19 protein-coding genes and 3 pseudogenes are annotated in these 19293 nt (G+C 55.7%); 8 read left to right on the plus strand and 14 right to left on the minus strand.

Annotation, left to right across the window (positions count from 1 at the left end; genetic code table 11):
- Positions 1-10: 10 nt before the first annotated feature.
- The 4 genes from ABKW30_RS22170 to ABKW30_RS22185 form a co-directional block, all read right to left on the minus strand.
- Positions 11-769: an SDR family NAD(P)-dependent oxidoreductase gene (locus tag ABKW30_RS22170; RefSeq protein ID WP_348601079.1), complete on the minus strand. Its 759-nt coding sequence runs from the start codon at positions 767-769 to the stop codon at positions 11-13.
- Positions 770-771: 2 nt separating this feature from the next.
- Positions 772-1830 carry an extracellular solute-binding protein gene (locus ABKW30_RS22175; protein ID WP_348601080.1) on the minus strand — a complete coding sequence of 353 codons (1059 nt, stop codon included), beginning with the start codon at positions 1828-1830 and terminating at the stop codon, positions 772-774.
- Between the two features lie 50 nt (positions 1831-1880).
- Complete coding sequence (locus tag ABKW30_RS22180; protein WP_348601081.1) at positions 1881-2942, minus strand: LLM class flavin-dependent oxidoreductase; 1062 nt, start codon at positions 2940-2942, stop codon at positions 1881-1883.
- Positions 2943-3041: 99 nt separating this feature from the next.
- Positions 3042-3962, minus strand: coding sequence for a LysR substrate-binding domain-containing protein (locus tag ABKW30_RS22185; protein ID WP_348601082.1), 921 nt, complete (start codon positions 3960-3962; stop codon positions 3042-3044).
- On the opposite strand from ABKW30_RS22185, the gene ABKW30_RS22190 reads away from it, so the two are divergent.
- Positions 3858-5288 (plus strand): M20 family metallopeptidase, encoded by a 1431-nt coding sequence (locus ABKW30_RS22190; protein ID WP_348601083.1) that lies wholly within the window; start codon positions 3858-3860, stop codon positions 5286-5288. The genes ABKW30_RS22185 and ABKW30_RS22190 overlap by 105 nt on opposite strands.
- Before the next feature lie 328 nt (positions 5289-5616).
- Here ABKW30_RS22190 and ABKW30_RS22195 read toward each other — a convergent pair whose 3' ends face one another.
- The gene (locus ABKW30_RS22195; protein ID WP_348601084.1) at positions 5617-5991 is read right to left on the minus strand and encodes a hypothetical protein; all 375 of its coding nucleotides are present in this window, start codon (positions 5989-5991) and stop codon (positions 5617-5619) included.
- A gap of 52 nt (positions 5992-6043) precedes the next feature.
- On the opposite strand from ABKW30_RS22195, the gene ABKW30_RS22200 reads away from it, so the two are divergent.
- The gene (locus ABKW30_RS22200) at positions 6044-6208 is read left to right on the plus strand and encodes a hypothetical protein (protein WP_348601085.1); all 165 of its coding nucleotides are present in this window, start codon (positions 6044-6046) and stop codon (positions 6206-6208) included.
- Positions 6208-6522 (plus strand): hypothetical protein, encoded by a 315-nt coding sequence (locus ABKW30_RS22205; protein ID WP_348601086.1) that lies wholly within the window; start codon positions 6208-6210, stop codon positions 6520-6522. Before ABKW30_RS22200 ends, ABKW30_RS22205 begins: the two co-directional genes overlap by 1 nt.
- 29 nt (positions 6523-6551) lie before the next feature.
- On the opposite strand, the pseudogene ABKW30_RS22210 reads toward ABKW30_RS22205, so the two are convergent.
- The 8 genes and pseudogenes from ABKW30_RS22210 to ABKW30_RS22245 form a co-directional block, all read right to left on the minus strand.
- Positions 6552-6680: pseudogene (locus tag ABKW30_RS22210) on the minus strand (IS6 family transposase); the annotation flags it as partial.
- A gap of 245 nt (positions 6681-6925) precedes the next feature.
- Positions 6926-9454 carry a membrane-bound PQQ-dependent dehydrogenase, glucose/quinate/shikimate family gene (locus ABKW30_RS22215; protein WP_348601087.1) on the minus strand — a complete coding sequence of 843 codons (2529 nt, stop codon included), beginning with the start codon at positions 9452-9454 and terminating at the stop codon, positions 6926-6928.
- A gap of 174 nt (positions 9455-9628) precedes the next feature.
- The gene (locus ABKW30_RS22220; protein ID WP_348601125.1) at positions 9629-10498 is read right to left on the minus strand and encodes a fumarylacetoacetate hydrolase family protein; all 870 of its coding nucleotides are present in this window, start codon (positions 10496-10498) and stop codon (positions 9629-9631) included.
- Positions 10499-10521: 23 nt separating this feature from the next.
- Positions 10522-11145 (minus strand): glutathione S-transferase family protein, encoded by a 624-nt coding sequence (locus tag ABKW30_RS22225; RefSeq protein WP_348601088.1) that lies wholly within the window; start codon positions 11143-11145, stop codon positions 10522-10524.
- Positions 11142-12119, minus strand: coding sequence for a D-2-hydroxyacid dehydrogenase family protein (locus ABKW30_RS22230; protein ID WP_348601089.1), 978 nt, complete (start codon positions 12117-12119; stop codon positions 11142-11144). The genes ABKW30_RS22225 and ABKW30_RS22230 overlap by 4 nt, the downstream gene beginning before the upstream one ends.
- Before the next feature lie 31 nt (positions 12120-12150).
- The gene (locus ABKW30_RS22235) at positions 12151-13137 is read right to left on the minus strand and encodes an ABC transporter substrate-binding protein (RefSeq protein WP_348601090.1); all 987 of its coding nucleotides are present in this window, start codon (positions 13135-13137) and stop codon (positions 12151-12153) included.
- 24 nt (positions 13138-13161) lie between these two features.
- Entirely contained in the window at positions 13162-14004 is an 843-nt protein-coding gene (locus ABKW30_RS22240) for an ABC transporter ATP-binding protein (protein ID WP_348601091.1), read from the minus strand.
- Positions 14001-14804: an ABC transporter permease gene (locus tag ABKW30_RS22245; RefSeq protein WP_348601093.1), complete on the minus strand. Its 804-nt coding sequence runs from the start codon at positions 14802-14804 to the stop codon at positions 14001-14003. Before ABKW30_RS22245 ends, ABKW30_RS22240 begins: the two co-directional genes overlap by 4 nt.
- 121 nt (positions 14805-14925) lie before the next feature.
- Between ABKW30_RS22245 and ABKW30_RS22250 the strand changes: the two genes are divergently transcribed.
- From ABKW30_RS22250 to ABKW30_RS22270, 5 genes and pseudogenes are all read left to right on the plus strand, one after another.
- Positions 14926-15606, plus strand: a complete 681-nt coding sequence (locus tag ABKW30_RS22250) for a GntR family transcriptional regulator (protein ID WP_348601094.1) — start codon at positions 14926-14928, stop codon at positions 15604-15606.
- A 57-nt stretch (positions 15607-15663) separates the two neighbouring features.
- Positions 15664-16530 carry a fumarylacetoacetate hydrolase family protein gene (locus ABKW30_RS22255; protein WP_348601096.1) on the plus strand — a complete coding sequence of 289 codons (867 nt, stop codon included), beginning with the start codon at positions 15664-15666 and terminating at the stop codon, positions 16528-16530.
- A gap of 23 nt (positions 16531-16553) precedes the next feature.
- The gene (locus tag ABKW30_RS22260) at positions 16554-17417 is read left to right on the plus strand and encodes an amidohydrolase family protein (protein WP_348601097.1); all 864 of its coding nucleotides are present in this window, start codon (positions 16554-16556) and stop codon (positions 17415-17417) included.
- Between the two features lie 309 nt (positions 17418-17726).
- Positions 17727-18323, plus strand: a pseudogene (locus ABKW30_RS22265) (transposase); the annotation flags it as partial.
- A gap of 80 nt (positions 18324-18403) precedes the next feature.
- A complete protein-coding gene (locus tag ABKW30_RS22270) occupies positions 18404-18865 on the plus strand; it encodes a transposase (protein ID WP_348601126.1) in 462 nt (153 codons plus the stop codon).
- A gap of 230 nt (positions 18866-19095) precedes the next feature.
- On the opposite strand, the pseudogene ABKW30_RS22275 reads toward ABKW30_RS22270, so the two are convergent.
- Positions 19096-19293, minus strand: a pseudogene (locus ABKW30_RS22275) (IS630 family transposase); the annotation flags it as partial.

Consider the following 19293-nt stretch of genomic DNA (forward strand, 5'->3'; position numbering starts at 1 on the left):
CCAGTTCGTATCAAGGTACGGTGAAACCACCGTCGGCGATCAGAATCTGACCTGTGATGAAATTGGCGTCTTCGCTTGCGAGAAAGATTGCCGGCTTCGCGATCTCTTCGGGCTGCGCGTAACGTCCGAGCGGAACAGCCGCCGCAATCTTCGCACCGATTTCGGGGGCGGCGAAACGTTCACGGGTCAGGGGCGTGAAAACCGGTCCCGGAGCAACCGAGTTGGCACGGATTCCCGCCTTGGCGTAATCCACGGCGATCGAGCGCGTGAGACCATGTACGCCGGCTTTGGCCGCCGCATATGCGGCACGACCAATACCAGGGTGAATACCGGTAATCGATCCTATGTTGACGATAGAGCCACCGGATTGAAGATGTTTCAACGCAGCGCGGCAGCAAAAAAAGGCACCGTCGAGATTGATGCTGATATTCCTCTGCCAAAGCGCATCGTCGGTATCGGCCGCGGTGGCACCGCCCACGATGCCCGCGCAATTGATCATCGAGTGGAGCGCTCCGAACGCATTGACCACGCTCTGGAAGGCTGCATCTACGTCAGCGGACACGGTGATATCCACCGCGACCGCCATCGCCTTACCGCCTGCCGCCTCGACTTCGGCGACCGTATCCGACGCGCCTGTCACGGAACGATCGAGGATGCCGACATTGGCACCCTCGCTCGCGAGCAACAAAACAGCGGCACGACCGATACCGGAGGCGCCGCCGGTTACGATGACGGTCTTGCCGGAGAAACGCTTGCCCTGGTCTTGCATGCTTACCTCAATTTCTGATCGATTTCGCGCCGCAGCGCCTGAAGGGTTCCGCCCACATGCGCGAAGTCATACTGAAACAGCTTCTTGGTGTTGGTCTTGACGTTGACCACACCCTCCAGCTGAGCGTATTCGGTCGGCAGAGTGACATTGGGATTGCTCGGCGAGAGTCCAGCGCGCTTGAGAATTTCCAACTGGATTTCCGGATCCAGCCAAACGTTGACGAACTCCTGTGTCGCCTTGCTGACAGCCGGCGAGGTGCCCGCATTGACGCAGCCAACGATCGTCTGCTGCGTGCAGCCCTCTTCCGGCCATGCGAATGCGATATTGAGACCCCGGAGCTGCGCGGCGGCCGTATAACCACCCCATTGCGGGCCGAGCCAAACTTCGCCCTTATCGATCAGCTCTTCCATCTGCGTGTAAGAGGTGGTCCATACACCGATGTTCTTCTTGTGCTTTGCCCACTCGTCTACGGCGACGCTCAGATTGTATTCGTCCTTGCCGAGAATCCGGGCCAGCATAACGTAAGCGTCCCAGAAATTCTCATGCATGCCGACCTTGCCGGCATATTTTGGATTGAAGAGATCCAGCCAGGACTTTGGCTTTTCGACGAATTTCGGATTATAGGCGATCCCGAACGGTTGAATGGCAGCTGCGACACCCATGCCGTGACGAGGCTGGAGATCCTGCGGGATGGCGGCAACGTTAGGTGCATTCGCCGGTTCGACCTTGGTAAAGAGATCGGCTTTGGCACCGAGAGCCGCAAAGGTGTCGTTCCAGAGACCACCGGTTTCGAACGGATTTGTCTTGGCGACGAGAAGACGCGGATAGGCTTCCGCCGATGCGCGAGCAGTAAACGTCAGGGCCGCATCGGCATGGGTGGATTTGAATTTCGGACCGGCTACTTTCTCCAGGACGTCGTTCAATGCGCCCGAGAACGTGCCGATCTTGATGCCGTCACCAGCCAGGGCGAAAGCTTTGCCTGCGCCCAGACTTGCCGCCGCTGCGGAAGCGCCAGCGGCTTGCAAGAGCTGGCGCCGATTCATATTCATAAATCCAGTCATTTATTTACTCCCCTTTTTTTGATTTCACGTACCGATGGTTTGAGCGTCTGTCAGGCGCTCATTTTCAAATCTTTCTTGGTGTATTTCTCGATAAGAGGCATGGCGTGAGACCCGAACTTCTCAAGAGAGCGCTTGGCTCGGCCGCTTTCCATCCCGCCGAAGTGAAAGTAACAGCTGTAGTGGACGGGATTGAGAAGCTCGATGTCCTTGCTGATACGCTCGGCAACGTATTCCGCATCGCCGATGATGATGTTCTTCTCGAATGTCTCCAGCGACGGCTCGTTCACAAGCTGCTTAGGCTGAATGAAGCCGTTGGTGACCGTCGCGCCCGACTGACCGAGAGCCGCGAGAACGCGTGCCGTGTAACGCACACCTTCGGCAGCCTCGCGAGCTTCGGCCTTGCTGTCGGTTACGTGTATATACTGCTGCACCGCAAGCGGCAGCGCGTCCGGCGCGTGACCTTTGGAAACCAGGGCATCTTGAATTTTCTTCCGGTTGTTCAGCAGACCTTCGGTTCCAAGCCAGGTGCCGCTGGTGAAAACGGTCGCGCCGCTCTTGACTGCGCGATCGAGGATATCGGGGTGGGTCGTCGCCACGAAGAAGGGCGGGAATGGCTTCTGCGCCGGGGCAAGCAGGAAATGCGTGTCGGGAACTTCGATGTATTTTCCCCTGTAGTCCACATGCTGCTTGCGCAGGGCGTCTTCTACAACGTCCCAGTATTCAAGGAAACGTTCGGTTTTGTCGGCAATCGGAACACCGAACCGCTCAAATTCGTAATGCTGGTAACCGCCGCCAAACCCGATGACAGCGCGCCCCTCGCTCTGCAGATCAAGCATGGCGATTTCCTGGGCAACACGCATCGGATTGTAGAGCGGAAGGATGATCACGGCAGTGCCAACCTTGATCTTCTTCGTACGGGCGGCGACATGCGACGCCATCAGGATGGGCGACGGGCTGATGGAGTAGTTGGAAAAATGATGCTCGGAGAACCATGCGGTTTCGAAGCCGGCCTGTTCTGCAAGGTCCACCATGTCGAATGTATCATGCAGAACCTTGCTATTGGAGGTCGATTGATCTCTGACTGGCATCAGGCTGAAAAGACCAAATTTCATACGTATTTTCCTTCTCGGGAAGATGACTGTGTGACGACATGACAATCCACCCCGAGAAAATCCACAAATGGTAATATCTATCGGTATAATTAGCTATACTTATGAGTATGTTTTGACATTAGTGATCCACCGGCTTGCATTAGACAGGGATATTTTCGCTGTCTCAGCAAGCCATTCTCTGAAAACGCGACTGGCCGGACGCTCGTTGTCGTTACCGTTAACGGTAAAATGAAAACCTTCACCGATCTCAATGGCAAGATTGACAGGGCACACAAGTCTGCCGGAAAGCAAGTCCCGCTCAACCAGGAAGAATGTTGCAAGTCCAATCCCCTGTCCCTCAACGCAGGCTTCCAGCATCATTGTCGCATCGCTGAAATAGGGACCGTTCTCGTCTACTGCCTGAGAGAGACTTGCAGCCTCAAACCAGGCCGGCCAGTGATTTCTCTCTAGGGTTTGCAGTCGCCTATGCGTGATAAGATCGGCGAATTCAGAAATCCGCTTATGGTTTTCCAGATAAGCCGGAGAACACACCGGAAAGATTGGTTGAGCACCGAGACTTTCATAACGTCCGCTGCCATCGTTTCTCCTGCCCCATCCAACCGTGAGATCAATCCCGGCCCGGCTTCCGTTACCCTCGTCCTTAGATGCCAGCACGGTCAGCTTTATGTCGGGATATGCATCCAAAAAGCTGGAAACCCTCGCGCTGAACCAGCGGGTGCCGAAAGACGGGAACACATCGACTTTGAGAGAAGTCGGGACCTTGGGATCACGCAATCGCAGACAGGCACGACCTATCATCGTCAGGGACTCGCGAATGCTATTTGCAAAAATGGCACCCTCCGGTGTCAGCTGCAGGCGTCGCGGTAAACGATCGAACAGGCGCTGGCCCAGGAAGTCTTCAAGCTGGCGCACCTGTTGACTGACGGCAGATTGAGTCATGTTGAGCTCTTGGCCCGCGACGGTGAAACTGGAATGCCATGCCGCCGCCTCGAAGGTTTTCAAAAGATTGAGCGGCGGCATCCGGGCGGTTTTCAACGTGGATCGACCTACCGGCATTGGTTGTGTGAGTTTGGAGTTCGATTGATCCGTCAAAATAACGCTCCCCCGTTCTACATTAGCAATACTAATGCTACCCATGGAAATTGCAACTTGATTATGGAGAAGCTGCGGATAAGCTTTCATCGTAGATTTACGCGACGCGAGTTCACTATGTCACACTCTTCAAATGCGGTTTTTCCAATTGATGCTCTGCTATGGGGAATTCGCCGCTGGGTCGAAATTGAAAGCCCTTCGCAGGACGGCCAAGCTGTCAACAGAATGACCGATATTGTCGAGGCGGACTATCGTGCTCAGGGCGTTCAAACTCAGCGAATTCCTGGGCGGGACGGATTGGGGGATCACTTGATCGCCCGAAAAGGAAACAAGCATGGTCCTGGAATTCTGGTCCTAAGTCATAACGACACCGTACATCCTGTCGGAACTCTCGATGATGTTCTCCCGTTTAGAATTGAGGGCGATCGCGCATTCGGGCCTGGAATTGCCGACATGAAAGGTGGTGCCTTTCTCGCATTTTCAGCGATAGCGCAACTTGATGTCGGCGATCTCAATTGGACACTTCCGGTTACTCACGTTCTCGTATCTGATGAAGAGATCGGCAGCCCGACGTCTCGCGAGCTCATAGAGGCTGAGGCGCGTAAAGCCAAATATGTGTTGGTGACTGAGCCGGGCAGAAATGGCGGTCGCTGCGTAACAGCCAGGAAAGGCATAGCGACCTTCGAATTGAAAGTTCATGGTCGCGCAACCCATGCAGGTCTCCGGCATCGGGACGGTCGCAACGCTATCATTGAGTTAGCCAAGCATATTCTGGCAATTGAGGCCCTGACGGATTACGAACGTGGCTTAACCATCAATGTCGGCACGATCAGAGGCGGCACCAAACCTAACGTTGTACCATTTGAAGCAATCGCCGAGATCGATATTCGCCTTCCGACACCGCCAATGGGTGAAGAAATCATCCGAAAGCTCAGAGAAATCCGACCGACTAGTGATGACTACAAGCTCATGCTTACCGGTCGAATCAAAAGACCTCCATATACCAAAACGGAAGCCATCTCCGAACTTTACGAAACAGCCCGGTCAATCGCCTCGGATCTGGGATTTGATCTTTCTGACAGCGCAACGAGCGGAGCGAGTGACGCAAATTTCACCGCTTCAATTGCAGCAACCCTGGACGGCATCGGTGTTAATGGACTGGACAGCGCTCACACGCACTACGAGTGCATGGAGATTTCAAGTGCTCCGCAACGGGCGCAGATGCTCTACCAACTATTACGAACATTAAGGTAGACGCATTCATTCACCAGTACTCGAGCACAGAAATGCTTCTAACCGACAAGAATGTCAAAGAGTTCGTTTGAGGCATCGCCATCAAGGCGCTCAAAATATCACCGGTTTGCCTTGGCTCTTGGGGAAATATGGCGCAAGGCGTGCCATTTGGTTTGCCATCTGACCCCCGACACCGACCTTGGCTGAGGCCGGTAATGGGCGGTGTATGGCGTCTGAGCCTTGTGACGTCGACCACATTTCCCAGCAAGCCAGCACAGTCTCTCTTCATCGTCTCGAACTGCGACCCAGTAGGAGCGCGAAACAAAAGGAAGAGAGCATGGGTAAAATATCACAGGCAAGGATTATCAGTATAGATGTTGGTCGCGATTGGTTGGATATCCACTGTCTGCCAGAAGGCAAGCGCGCGCGGCTGCCGAACAAGGTTGAAGGTCATGAGCAACTCGCTCTTGAACTGGTCGCACTGGTTTGCTTCGAGGCCACTGGCGGACAGGAATGGAGATTGTGGGCCGCCCTCGACACCGTCGGGATCGCGACCTGGCAATTGCCATCCGCCCAGGTCAAAGCATTCGCCGCCGGTCGGGATATACGGGCCAAAACGGCTCGGATTGACGCGGAACTCATCGCGCGGTTCATGCTGTTTCGACCGGATGCGGGACGCGTATTGCCACATGAAAAGCTGCGCGTGGGCAGTTGGTCGAGACACGCAAACGGCTTCTGCGCAGATCAAGGCGCATGGGAAGCTGGGATCGGCGGACATGTTTGGTACCATGGGCGCCGAATTGAAAGGCCTTCTCGATTGCCAGATTGCACGGTTGAAGGAACGGATCGAGCAGATCATGGCCTCGGATAATGAACTGGCGGCGACTGCGGTATCCTGCGTTCCGTTCCCGGGATCGGCCCTGTCGCCGGCACCATGCTGATGGCCGAGATGCCCGAGCTCGGCCAGCTCCCGGGCGAACAAGTCGCGGCGCTCTCGGGCTTGGCTCCGATCGCACATGACAGTGGCGCCGTGCGCGGCAAGTGCCATTGGAGGAGGATGGCGCCAGCTGCCACACGGTCTTATCCCGGCAACCCTCGTCGCCAGCCATCACAACCAGTCTTGAAGATCTTTGCTGACCGGTTTCGCGACGCCGGGAAACCCCACAAGGTTGTCATGACAACCATCGCTCGAAAGCTCGTTACGATTGCGAACACACTCTGCAAACGTCTGAAATGGACCAATCAGGTCACCTGAGAAATACAGTTGCCAGGCAAGTGAGGGGGCAGCATATTTTCCACTATGCGAAAGCTCAGCGGAAATCGAAAGCACAACCAGACCGCTTCGGCAATAACTTCAGACCATGGGACGAATGTGTACCTCCTTACCCGTGCTCCTTGGTGACCACGTTCCAACGTGTAGGAGTTCGATCCGGCGAAAGTGTGTGCTCATCTGCCTTTCCAAGAAGGCACTTTCCATCGGCTTTGGATGATCTGCTTCGCCCTGGCGATCGACAAAGTCACAATCGCCAAAAGACACAGCCAAGTCCGTATCAGATATGGATACTCCGAATCGAGTGACATAATTCCCCCGCAGCATAACAAGGGAATGCTAATGTGCCTGGTTGGGTGATTAGGGGCTGAAGAAACCCAATGACCGATTATTTCTGACTTCCTACGGGCTCCTGTTCCGGTGGAGATCCCGGTTGCACCGGCGGGGACGTTGGGCTCGACCGGGGCAACGCATACGCGATGATAGAATCGTCGATTGGCGTCTTCATGAAATGATGGCCGCCATCGGTGATTACGAGATATTGCTGGCCTCGCGCCTCGAACGTCATCGGATTAGCCTGGCCTCCGCCGGGAAGCTTGTCACTCCAAAGGGTCTCGCCCGTCTTGATGTCGATGGCCCGGATCAAGTTGTCGGTGGCCGCGGCAATGAAGACCAGGCCGCCGGCGGTGAGCACGGCGCCGCCATTGTTCGGCAGCCCGATCGGGATTGGCAGCTTCAACGGGATGCCGAAGGGGCCGTTCTCGGTCGCCAGACCCAGCGGCTTATCCCACAGCGTCTTGCCGGTCTTGAGGTCGATGGCCTTGATCCCGCCATAGGGCGGCTGCTTGCACATCATCCCGGTCCACGGCTGGACCCATCCCGCATTGACCCTGACGGCGTATGGTGCTCCCGCCTGTGGAGAAACGCCATTGGTGCTGGCGGCGGACCCCCGGATGTCGACAGGCAGGCTTCCCAGCTTGTCCGCCACGTCGCGGGGCACCAGCCGGTTGAAATTGGCCATGTCGTTGTAGTTCGCGACGAGGATGCCGTTCTTCTCATCGACCGCGATGCTGCCCCAGTCCGAGCCGCCGTTATAGCTAGGGTATTCGATGGAGTTTTTGTCCACTGACGGCGGTGTGTAGACGCCACGATAGTCGGCTTGGCGGAACTGTATGCGGCACCACAACTGATCCAGCGGTGTCATTCCCCACATATCGGCTTCCGTAAGGTCTGGCTTGTTAAGACTGGAGTATCCCGAAAATGGTTGCGTCTTGCTCAGTCTGTCCACTGGTTCGGACCCTCCCTGCGGGACGGGCTTTTCGATGACAGGGAACAGAGGCTTGCCGTCCCGCCGGTCGAGAACGTAGATCTCGCCCTGCTTGCTCGGCAGGATCAAGGCCGGGGTGTTGCCCTGCTCGGTCGGAAAATTGACCAGGGACGGCTGTGAACCAAGGTCGTAATCCCAAATGTCGTGGTGCACGGTCTGGAAATGCCAGACGTCCTTGCCGGTGGTCGCATCGACCGCCACAACCGACGAGTTGTAGACGTCGTCATAGGGCTGGCGATGGCCGCCATAATAATCGCCCTGAGCGTTGCCCAGCGGCAGGTATACCAGGCCAAGTTGCTCGTCGGCGGCCGGCACGGTCCACATGTTCGGCGTATTGCGCGTGTATTCCTCGCCCGGTCCCGGCTCGCCCTTTTTGTCGGGGCGGCCAATGTCCCAGGCCCACACCAGCTTGCCGGTCGTTGCACTGTAGCCTCGGATGACGCCCGATGGCGCATACTCCGCTTGGCCGTCAGCAACTTGCCCGCCGACAACGACGACGCCGCGCACGATGATGGGCGCTGCGTTAAGCGTGTACCAGCCCGGGACCATATCGCCCATACCGCGGTGCAGATCCACCATGCCGCCCGTACCGAAGTCCTGGCAGAGTTGCCCGGTCTTAGCATCAACGGCGATCAGCCGCGCGTCGAGGGTCGATTCGATAATCCGCTCTGTGCAAGGTGCGTCGTCGGCCGCGTTGGGAACGGCGTAATAGGCGACAGCATGGCAGTTCGCGCCATAGGCGATCGCGGTATCAGGCACCTTGGGATCGTAGCGCCACCACTCTCTGCCGGTCGCCGGATCGAGGGCATACAAGATGTTCTTGGGCGAGCAAGTGTACATCCGGCCATTCACGGTGATCGGCGTGTTCTCCCAGGAATACTTTTCCTTGGCCCATTTAGAGGGTGTGTCGCCTGTCTCGAAGGTCCATATCTTTTTTAGGTTGGTGACGTTCCCGGTGTTGATCTGCGAGAGCGGCGAATAACGCGCGCCCATATTGGTGCCACCCCACGCGGGCCAGTCATTGCCGACTTCCTGTTGTGGCTCCGGAGTAGCAGAGGCACCAGGCAAAGCGTTCTTTGTCGCAACCGACTGCGCCGTGGGAGAAGGGGTGGCTTCTGGCGCAGCGATCGTTGCCGCGCTCTGAGCCAGCGCCGAAAGGCCCCCGGAGCTAGCCCAGAAAAGTGTACCTCCACCTAATACGAGCAGCATGGCCAGACCGGCTGCGATCCCCGGAAGACGAGAATTACCGGCGTCCCGGCGCAGAACCGGAAGGCTCAAAAATACCAGGATCAGGACGACTGTAGGGGCGACGAGCCGAGGCACTTGGGCCCAGCCATCCAGCCCCCGTTCCCATAAGGCCCAGATCACCGTTCCAGCGAAGGTGATAAGATAGACCCAGAACGCGGATATGTGCCGGCGAAAGAGGAACCAGGACGTTATCAGCAATCCGAGACCGGCGAGGGCATAATACCATGACCCGCCCAGTGATATCAGCCATAGGCCGAGACCAAAAATCGGTGCCCCAAATATCAGAACAAAGAGACCGACCGCCATGACTGCCCAGTCGCCACACGTTTTCTGCTGCTGCATACCACCATCCTCCTAAGAACATTCGATACTTGTATATTTACTTAGTTTTGCAAGTCAGCGTCGTCTTGACAGCTGACCAATCCTCCTAAAAAGAAAACCGTGATTTAGACATCCAAATGATAGACTCTCCAAGCTAGCGCAAAATAGAGACATCTTTTCTCGTGTTCCAAAAAGTTAGTTATGAATTTTCCGGCCTGGTTCGTGGACCGGATTGATCAGTGTGCCCACACCTGAAACCTCAATGCAAAGGATATCATCTGGTTTCAAATAGCGCGGGGGATCAAATCGCGTACCCGCTCCCGTAGGCGTTCCGGTAAGGATAATATCACCGGGCAAGAGCTCCGTAAATTGAGAAATATAGCTGATAATCAAATCGAACGGGTAGATAATATTCGCGGTCGAATCGTCTTGTCGTAACTCGTCATTTACCCTGGTTTTGATTGACAGTGGCGCTTTGGTTTTCAAGGCTTCGGTTTCCATCCATGGTCCGATGCTCCCTGAGGCATCGAAGTTCTTGCCGCCGGCAGAGTTACGAGCGCCATGCTTAGTCCAATCTCGAATGGTGCCCTCATTGGCAACAGTGAGCCCGGCCACATGGGCGAGAGCAGTATCGCGTTCGATCATGCGTCCTGGTTGGCCGATTATGAGAGCGATTTCCCCTTCATAATCGAGCTGATCTGATTGCACGGGTCTGATCAACGGCTGCTTGTGCCCGGTGAAGGACTGCGCCGTCCTCAAGAAGATATTTGGATATTGTGATTCCTTAATCCGGCTTGCATATTCTTCTGCGCGGTTCGCGTAGTTTACCCCGACGCAAAGAATCTTCGATGGTTGGGGGATTGGCAACTGGAACACAATGTCGTTGAGAGCAAAATCAGGGGAGGCGCCGATCGCACTTTCTCCGAGCCGGGACAAAGCCCTGCCGGCAATTGCCGTTCGCAACGTCGGATAGTCGTCCTGACGTGCACTAAGATCGACGACCGCCTCATCAATGACGACGCCGTAGCGGTCAGTGCCCTCGGCGCGAAACGACACGAATTTCATATGTCCTCCTGATCGGTTTTCATTTAATTGAAGGGAATGGCAACAGTCCGGTCGACTTCGCGGCTCGGCCAATGGGGTAGAGCGCGGCAGCGCAAGAGCCATGCCTCGATGCCAGGGTATGGATCCAGTGGTATGTTCGCCTCTGGTGATTGCTCGACATAGGGGAAGCAAGCGATATCGGCGATGGTCAGTCTGTTAAAGCAGAGCCACGGATGCGCAGCGAGCCGACTTTCAAGCGCTTCAAGACCCAAGCGGCCGATCGCTTGAAGTTCTTCCAGACTGCCGGCGATCCAGCGGCCACGCTTAACGCCACGGCGCGCGTATTGCAGCCCGAACTGGATCTCATTGCCAGAAAGCGCCAGCCACTGCGTTACTTCGGCCAGATCAGCTGGATCCCTGGGAAGCCATGCCTCACCACCGAAGCGGCCGGCAATGTAAACCAGGGCTGCGCTGGAGTCCCAGAACACCCGTCCTTTGTCTTCAAGCACCGGAACCTGCCCCCGCGGGTTCAAATGGCGAAACAGGCTAGATTTGTGCTCATGTTTGGCAATATTGACCGTTACGATCTCACATTGCAGATTGAGAAGCGACAGTAGCACTCTGATTTTATAAGAGTTACCCGATTCAAAACCCAGATAAAGTCTCATGCAAAACCTTTCATGCCAGCAAGCGCATCCGGATTTTCGACGTCAATTGGACGGCCATCGACATAGGCCAGAACGCGGTGAAACTGGTCTCCAAAATAGGCTTCGATCTGGTCACGCTCGAAATAGCCGAGGTGCGGTGTTGCAACGACGTTGGACAGCGCAAGTAAGGGTTCGCTGTGAGATGGTTCGGTTTCGTAGACATCCACTGCCGCACGTCCAGGTCTCCCACACTTCAGAGCCTCCAGCAACGCTCCCGGCGCGATGAGGCCGGAGCGGCTGGTATTCACGATAAGCGAGGTCGGCTTCATCGCAGCGAGATCGTCTGCCGTGACGATGCCAGCCGTTTCCTTTGTGTAGCGTACGTGAAGGCTCAATACATCCGCCTGTTCGAATAACACGCGGCGATTAGGACATGGAGTATGGCCGGCGGCTTCGGCAGCAGCAAGGCCGCCGTCACGCGACCAAACCAAAACTTTCATTCCAAACGCACGCCCGTAGGATGCAACAACCGATCCGACTTTCCCATACCCAAGGACACCAAGCGTACGATCGCGTAATCCTGTGCCGAGTTCACTTTGCCATCCACCCGCCCTCAGCCGGGCCATTTGTTGCGGGATACTGCGCATTCCTGCTAGCACAAGGCCCCATGTCAGCTCTGCCGTAGCGTATGAGATGCGACCGTGCCCGACACAGATCAGCGTACCATTTCCGGTGCAGGCCTCGACGTCGACGTTCGGATGTGGCCCATTCAACGTGATCAGCCGGAGCTTCGGCAAGCGGCATATAAGAGCAGCCGGCAGCTGGGTGCGTTCGCGCAACAGCACAAGCGCCTCAATGTCACGAAAGCGCTCCGCCAATATGTCAACATCCCTCTCCGCATCATTCCAAATCGTGACGTCGTGCCCATCGAGTTGCCCAAAGCACTGAAGTGAGTCTACGACGTTCGCGTAGTCGTCCGGAATACCGATTTTCATGAACTTCGTCCTATCGAGGCAGAATGCCTATTCACTTGCGGAGCCCACCCAGTGCGGCAGGTAGAAGGATCTGGTCAAGCGTTGGCGCTTTTGAGCTATCGAGCTCACTGTGATCAACGAGAGTTTGAATCGCCTGATTAATTGAATTGACGTCAACTTGGCCCTCCGGTGTGTAGGACTTTTCATTGACAAAGAAGATGTCGTACACTTCCGCCAAAGCTGCGTCGGAGCTTTTGGAGAGTTTCTTCAAGATCGCAATGGCCTCTTCCCGGTTCTTAGGGTCGTAAAGCCACTCATGAGCCCGCTGGAGCGCCCTCGCCAAACGTACGCCGTGGTCATTTTGTGCAGCCCATACCCGGTTCACCATGTAAATACCCGGGATGTACCGGTCGTACTTACCGAGATCAAAAAGGCGGCTGTAGCCAGCATGCACCGCTTGGCTCGCTGTTGGCTGGAAAAGCAACACTGCGGCCACAGACCCGTTGGTCAGTGCGGAATATTTGGCAGGCGTAGTGCCAATCTGGATTGAGTCGTAGCTCTTCGGATCCAGCCCACTTTCTTGTAGAGCTCTCTGTGTCAGCCAAAATTCGGTGACCCGTAAACCGCTGAAACCGATTGTCTTTCCCTTAAGGTCCTGAATATTCAATCCCTTTTGACCAACGAGCATCCAATCGACGCGTTCCATTGGAGCTGCAATGCCGGCGAGATTCTTGGAACCGCGGGCAATCGCAGCGATCAAGGCTTCAGGCTGGGTTATGGCAAGCTGAACGGAATTGGTCAGAAGGAGCTGAGTGGATTGGACCGAGCCGGAATTTGACACGTACTCAGGGGCGAAGCCCTCGTCTGCAAAAAACCCTTTTGCCTCAGCGACATCAACATCCCAATAGTCCGCATTCGACCGAATATAGGTCATTGTCAGCGGCTCGGGCGCGCCTCCTGCATACGATGGCTGGTTAATGGCGGCGAGAAATCCGTAAGTTAGTACGGCAAGTACGCATTTCATAGAAGACCTGATCATGGGCATTCCCTCCTTATTGTGATTTTATGCCAGCCTGTCGTTTGTCTCAAAATTCTTCCGCTCAATAGGGCTTTCGACGCGCGTCACCATTTCCCAAATCTGATCGACGTACGCCTGGAACGCGGGGTTGCGCTTGAGAGCAAGCGAGCGTGGCTTTGGAAGATCGATGGTTATCACGTCAAGCACGTAGCTCGGCCGCGCACCAAGCACGGCGACCCGGTCTGCTAATAGCACCGCCTCGTCAATCTGGTGCGTGATAAGGATCACGGTCTTGGCGGCTGCGTCAGCGATGCGGATCAACTCCTGCTGCATGTGCTCGCGGGTCAGAGCGTCAAGCGCAGCGAAAGGCTCGTCCATGAGAAGCATGGTCGGGTCGATGGCCAGTGCCCGTGCGAGGTTGACGCGCTGGCGCATACCGCCCGAGAGCTCGTTCGGATAGTGCTCCTCAAAGCCTTTCAGGCCGACGAGCTCGATCATCGCAAGGGCTCGCTCTCGCGCTTCGATTTTCGGCACATTGGCCAGTTCCAAGCCAAACATTACGTTCCGCTGTACTGTTCGCCATGGATAAAGGCCGTCACGCTGGAACACAAAGCCACGTTTCGCAGCATGTTCGTCACCAGCGGAGAAGCGCACCTCGCCGGAGGACGGCGGTTCCAACCCCTGTATCATCCGTAAAAGCGTACTTTTGCCGCACCCGCTTGGGCCGACGATTGCGAGGAATTCCCCAGCCTCCACCGTGAGGCTGACATCGCGCATGATCTCCAGCGTCTGTCCCCGGGAGAAGAAAGATTTCGAAATATGCGACAGCGTCAATGCTGCGGGGCGGGCTGATGGGGATGAAGATGCCATGGAAGCGACGGAGTTCATGATGCGGAACCTTTCCAGAGCGTCAGGCGCGTTTCAATCGCTTTGATCCCGAGCGTCAAACTCATACCGATGAGGGCCAGCGTGATAACACCCACGAAAAGAGCGGGGGTGTCGAACGTCTGACCTGCGGTGAAAATGAGAAAACCCAAACCGGCCCGGGCGCCAAACAACTCGCCTACCACTACGCCGACGATGGCGCGTCCAACCGCGAGCCTGAGCCCCGTAACTACAAATGGCACAGCTGCCGGTATCATCACTTTAGTAATAACGTCGAGCCACCGCGCACCAAATGCATGTGCAACTTCAAGAAATTCGCGATCGGTTCCTCGAATGCCGGTAGACGTGTTGATGGCGATGGGAAAAATTGCCATCAAAAACACGGTTGCGACCTTGGAGCCTATGCCAATTCCGAACCACAAGATCAGAATTGGTGCCATGGCGACCAAAGGGGTTGCATACAGTGCCGTCATTAACGGTTCGGCGTACTCGCGGAAGGTCACGCTGGCTCCCAGCAGAACGCCGATAACGATACCTACCGCTGTAGCAAGGATCATTCCATAAGCAACTGCTGCAAGACTCGCCATGATGTGTGTCTCAAGCTCGCCGCTGGCGAGCATTTTGATCGCTGCCTCAACGACAGCAGAGAATGGCACGGCAAAGACCTGGTCCGTTAGCACGAAACGACCAACAATTTCCCACATCGCGAGCAGGATGATAAACGACGTGATTCCCCGGCGAACGCTTGTGCGCATTAAAGGCGGTCGGCCGCTGGTAGCGCGCCGCACGGTGCTGATCACCATTACCTCATCCCATTTACTTTCCTCGCCTGAATAACACCACTCTTTCCTATTGCACGCAAGGATAAAATCGATGATTTATGATTTCGGTGTGATATGATCGATTTAATAGAAGCCGGAGTTTATGATGGAACCAATTATTGAAGAGACCCGTACGCTCGCATCGTCGACCTATTCCAGGCTGCGAGAAGATATCCTCCGCGCCGAGCTGACGCCGGGCTCGAAGCTCAACATTCGCGCGCTCTGTGTCCGGTTTAATGTCGGGTTGAGCCCGGTACGCGAGGCGTTGAGTCGTCTCTCGAGCGAGGGGTTGGTGCGGCGCGTGGATCAGCGTGGCTTCACCGTTGCCGATTTGAGCTCAGCCGAGTTGGTCAGTCTTACCCGTGCTCGCTGCTGGATCAACGAGATAGGGCTGCGTCGTTCGATAGAATGCGGCGGCCTGGTCTGGGAAGAGGGACTTTTGCTCGCGTTCCATCGCATGCAGCGCGTGCCGCGAGTCGAGCAGGATCCGCATGAGCGCTCGCCCGCCTGGGCGAGTGCGCATATGCATTTCCACAGAGCGCTTGTCTGCGCCAGTGGTTCAGATTGGATCACGCAGTTTTGCGACGAGCTGTTCGAGGCGGCGGAGCGGTACCGCTATTTCGCGCGGCGTGCCGAGCGAGTTCGGGCAAACGTCGCCGATGAGCATGAGGCGATCATGTCGGCGGCTATAGCTGGAGATGCTGATCTCGCTGTAGAGCGCTTGAACGCGCATTTCCAGCACACCGCAGGGCTCGTCGAGCAGGCCCTGAAGGATCGAACATGATGGCCTGTGCGCCGCTTGACTCTTCTATCTGTCAACAACTGTCCAATTGAGGAAAACATGCGTCTTTTAAGCTTTGAGAAGAATGGTGGGCTGCGTGCCGGCGTCGTTGAAGGTGACGAGGTCATCGACCTGACGTTCGCGCGTGGCAAGCTACCCGACACGGTCGGAGAAATTATTCGCCGGGATGTCGTCAATGAGGTCGCCACTTGGATCAAGACGGCACCGGTTGCCGCCCGGTTGCCGCTCGATGGGCTCCACTTGGCGCTGCCTTTCAGTGATCCTGGCAAGGTGATTTGTCTGGGATTGAACTATGCTGACCATGCTGCGGAAGGGGGCCATGACGTTCCTTCCTACCCGGCTCTGTTCATGCGCGGGCGGACGTCATTGATTGCAGCAGGCCAGCCCATGGTGCGCCCCGCGTGCTCGGAACGGCTCGACTATGAGGCCGAACTTATGCTTGTCGTCGGTAGGGGCGGCCGCCATCTAACCGAGCAGAATTGCCTTGATGCGGTCTTTGGCTACACTTTGTTCAATGATGGTTCAGTTCGCGATTACCAGCGCAAATCTACCCAATGGACCGCAGGCAAAAATTTCGACGGGACGGGAGCTATTGGTCCCTGGATCGTAACTGCCGACGAGCTGCCGACCGCGGCAAAAGGCCTCGCAATTCGCTGTCTGCTGAACGGGGAAATAATGCAGTCGTCCAATACCGAGCGGATGATTTTTGATGTCCGCCGCACGCTTGTGACATTGTCGGAAGTGATGACACTCGAACCGGGTGACCTGATAGCACTGGGCACTCCGGACGGTGTCGGCAATGCGCGCAAACCGCCCGTTTATCTGAAGCCGGGTGATACTGTCGTCGTGGAGGTTGATGGCATTGGACGGCTTAAAAATTCAGTCATCGCTGCAACTGCTGCTTAATACCAAATTGTAAGGAATTTCCAATGATCGTCGACACCCACACCCACGTTTTTACCAACGATCGCATGACCTATCCCCAGTTTGCCGACACGCCGCGAGCAGGCACGATTCCATCCATCTCCGACATTGGCCAAGAACCTTGGCCTGAGACGACTGCGGAAAAGCTGATCGCGCAGATGGACGCAGCTGGCGTCGATAAAGCAACGCTCGTCCAAGCTTATTTTGTCTACGAGTACGATAACCGTTATACGGTCGACAGCGCAAACGCATACCCGGATCGTTTCGTTTCGATCTGCGCGCTCGATCCTGCTGCGCCTGAATCACCGGACAAACTCAGTAATCTTGTGGAGAACGCAGGCGTCAAGGGCATCCGCTTTATGCGTGGTCGGTTGCCGAAATGCACGCTTGGTGATCCGGAAACTCACGCGCTGTGGAAGCGTATCGCCGAATTGAAGATTCCACTTTGTATCCACGACAAGGTTGAGGAGCTACCGCGGGTACGCGCGCTGCTTGAGCGATACCCGGAGATCAATGTGGCTTTCGATCACGGTTGGGGACACAAAGTTGGCGAGCCCCCGTATCCGATGATAAAGGCCCTCTTTGATTTGGCCATTTTCCCCAATGCATACGTAAAAACAGCAATTAACAACATTGTGGCCGCACGTGAGGGGGTAGGAACGCCGCAGATATTTTACACCAAGCTAATCGAGAGTTTTGGAGCTCACCGTATCATGTGGTCTTCGAACTATCCGGCACACCCTCACTTTGGCAGCATTGCCAGCCGGCTAGAAGTCGCAAAGAAAGCACTCGCATTTCTGAGCTCCGACGAGCAAGCGTGGATATTTGGCCGCACGGCGCTTCGCGTCTGGCCTTGGCTAGCGGGATAATTTGGCACCCCCGCAGGCTTTCCTCGACGTTGTCGGGTAATCCCCCGGCAAAGAATGGGCTCCGAAAGTAGAATTTTCTCGGGCTATATGATCGAGGAGAAGGCATGAATGGTGGGTGAGCGGCCAAGCGGCCTGATGCTGTCATGGTGTTGGGTAAGGATGGGATATTCGGCTTTGCGCCTTTGTTCGATCATTGTGGATTGTGGTGCTGCGGTTCAGGCTGATGATAAACGTAGTCAGCTTTGAAACTGCCACAAGCATCAGGAAAGGAACCGCAGCATGAAACATTAGACGGGCCTCGACGTATCGGTGAAAGAGACATCTGTTTGCATTCTCGACGAAACGGGCAAGATTTGCCTAGACGTGAAGGTTCCAAGTCACTCCGATGATCTGATCACGGTTTTGAAAGACCCGGCATGGCAGATCGAGAGGGTCGGCCTTGAAGCCGAGCTTCTGTCGCAGTGGCTTTTCGAAGGTTTGGCTGGGGCGGGCTTTGCGGTGATCTGTATGGAAACACGCCACGTTAAAGCGTTTCTCAATGCACAACCTAACAAGACTGATCGCAGTGATGCACGGGGATTGCGCAGATGATGCGGGTCAATGTCAAGACGCTGACCAGCCAGAAGCGAAGGGTCTTGTTGACAGCTCGCAAACTCTTGCAGGAAAAGCCATCGCTACTGAAAATGATATCCGCGGGCTTTTGCGCAACTTCGGATTGAAGGTTGGCATGGTTGGTGCGGTAAAATTTGAGGAGCGAATAGGCGAACTGATTGAGGGATGTCCGATATTGGTGAAATCATCGAGCACCTGCTGGCAGCCCGGCAGAAGCTGCGCGAAGAATTCGCCAAGCTTTACAAGAAACTCTTTATGTTGACCAGGGATGACGAGATTTGCCAGTTGAGATTGCGCGGTTCTCGACGCTGGAACAGTTCGAACTGACGATTATCCGCGATCAGGCGCTCAGCCTGACGGCGGCGCTTGCCAGGATGAACACACAAATCGAAGCGGCAGCGGCAAAGCTGGATGGCTATGACGGGTTGAGCTCCATAAAAGGCGGGGGTGCACGCTCGGCAGCGGTGCTTCTGACCTCCATCGGCAATGTCAATGACTTCGACAATGCCGACAAGCCGGCGGCTTATCTCGGCATTGTGCCGAAGGCCAGCCAGTCCAACGAGACCGATAATCGCGGCAGGATCACCAGGCGCGGCGACAAGCTGGCCCGCACCACGCTGGTCCAGTGCACGCTGATTGCCATCCGCTGTTCTGGCTATCTCAACAGCTATTACCGCCGCATTAAGGATCGTCGCGGATCGGGCAAGGCCATCATTGCGACGGCACGAAAACTCCTCGCCATCATCTACGATGCGTTCAAAAACGGCTTGATCTTCGAGGACTTTCCAACCTTCAAAATCGCAGGAAAATCGATTGTCTCTGGACAATCATCATAGGAGGAGATTTTGATGAAGACGAGCAGATTTAGCGAACCCTAAATCCTTGCAATCCTGCGCCAGGCAGAAGGCTGTGTTGCTGTGCCTGGAACACGGGATGAGCTCACCGTCCACTATTGGCGGAGCTAGGGCATGGGCTTTTCAAGTGTATCCATATCCGGCGGCTTTGAAGAAGTTTCTGCATTCGATTGGGTCAAACAAGGTGCAAATATCACCGATGGCTCTCCAAAGGCAAGCTGGGTCTCGATACAGGTATCAAAAATGATCCGGTTCATCGGGCCGTCAATGACCCATGGTGCGATCAGCCCGTAACATCGCAGACCGGCAATGAAGGTCTGACTTTTCCAATGTCCGAAGGGTGCATGGGATTTGAGCCGCTGACCTTTCAGGCACCGTCCACGCAACCGTACCATCCTGGTGTTTGTGCT

Source organism: Phyllobacterium sp. SB3, assembly GCF_040009165.1.
Taxonomy (GTDB): domain Bacteria; phylum Pseudomonadota; class Alphaproteobacteria; order Rhizobiales; family Rhizobiaceae; genus Phyllobacterium.

Coding starts and splice junctions, on each gene's coding strand:
- ABKW30_RS22235 (WP_348601090.1), bottom strand. CDS start 13,137: ATGATCAGGTCTTCTATGAAATGCGTACTTGCCGTACTAACTTACGGA.
- ABKW30_RS22245 (WP_348601093.1), bottom strand. CDS start 14,804: ATGGTGATCAGCACCGTGCGGCGCGCTACCAGCGGCCGACCGCCTTTA.
- ABKW30_RS22220 (WP_348601125.1), bottom strand. CDS start 10,498: ATGAAATTCGTGTCGTTTCGCGCCGAGGGCACTGACCGCTACGGCGTC.
- ABKW30_RS22200 (WP_348601085.1), top strand. CDS start 6,044: ATGTTTGGTACCATGGGCGCCGAATTGAAAGGCCTTCTCGATTGCCAG.
- ABKW30_RS22180 (WP_348601081.1), bottom strand. CDS start 2,942: ATGAAATTTGGTCTTTTCAGCCTGATGCCAGTCAGAGATCAATCGACC.
- ABKW30_RS22270 (WP_348601126.1), top strand. CDS start 18,404: ATGAACACACAAATCGAAGCGGCAGCGGCAAAGCTGGATGGCTATGAC.
- ABKW30_RS22255 (WP_348601096.1), top strand. CDS start 15,664: ATGCGTCTTTTAAGCTTTGAGAAGAATGGTGGGCTGCGTGCCGGCGTC.
- ABKW30_RS22260 (WP_348601097.1), top strand. CDS start 16,554: ATGATCGTCGACACCCACACCCACGTTTTTACCAACGATCGCATGACC.
- ABKW30_RS22225 (WP_348601088.1), bottom strand. CDS start 11,145: ATGAGACTTTATCTGGGTTTTGAATCGGGTAACTCTTATAAAATCAGA.
- ABKW30_RS22240 (WP_348601091.1), bottom strand. CDS start 14,004: ATGAACTCCGTCGCTTCCATGGCATCTTCATCCCCATCAGCCCGCCCC.
- ABKW30_RS22185 (WP_348601082.1), bottom strand. CDS start 3,962: ATGCCGCCGCTCAATCTTTTGAAAACCTTCGAGGCGGCGGCATGGCAT.
- ABKW30_RS22175 (WP_348601080.1), bottom strand. CDS start 1,830: ATGACTGGATTTATGAATATGAATCGGCGCCAGCTCTTGCAAGCCGCT.
- ABKW30_RS22215 (WP_348601087.1), bottom strand. CDS start 9,454: ATGCAGCAGCAGAAAACGTGTGGCGACTGGGCAGTCATGGCGGTCGGT.
- ABKW30_RS22170 (WP_348601079.1), bottom strand. CDS start 769: ATGCAAGACCAGGGCAAGCGTTTCTCCGGCAAGACCGTCATCGTAACC.
- ABKW30_RS22205 (WP_348601086.1), top strand. CDS start 6,208: ATGGCCGAGATGCCCGAGCTCGGCCAGCTCCCGGGCGAACAAGTCGCG.
- ABKW30_RS22250 (WP_348601094.1), top strand. CDS start 14,926: ATGATGGAACCAATTATTGAAGAGACCCGTACGCTCGCATCGTCGACC.
- ABKW30_RS22230 (WP_348601089.1), bottom strand. CDS start 12,119: ATGAAAATCGGTATTCCGGACGACTACGCGAACGTCGTAGACTCACTT.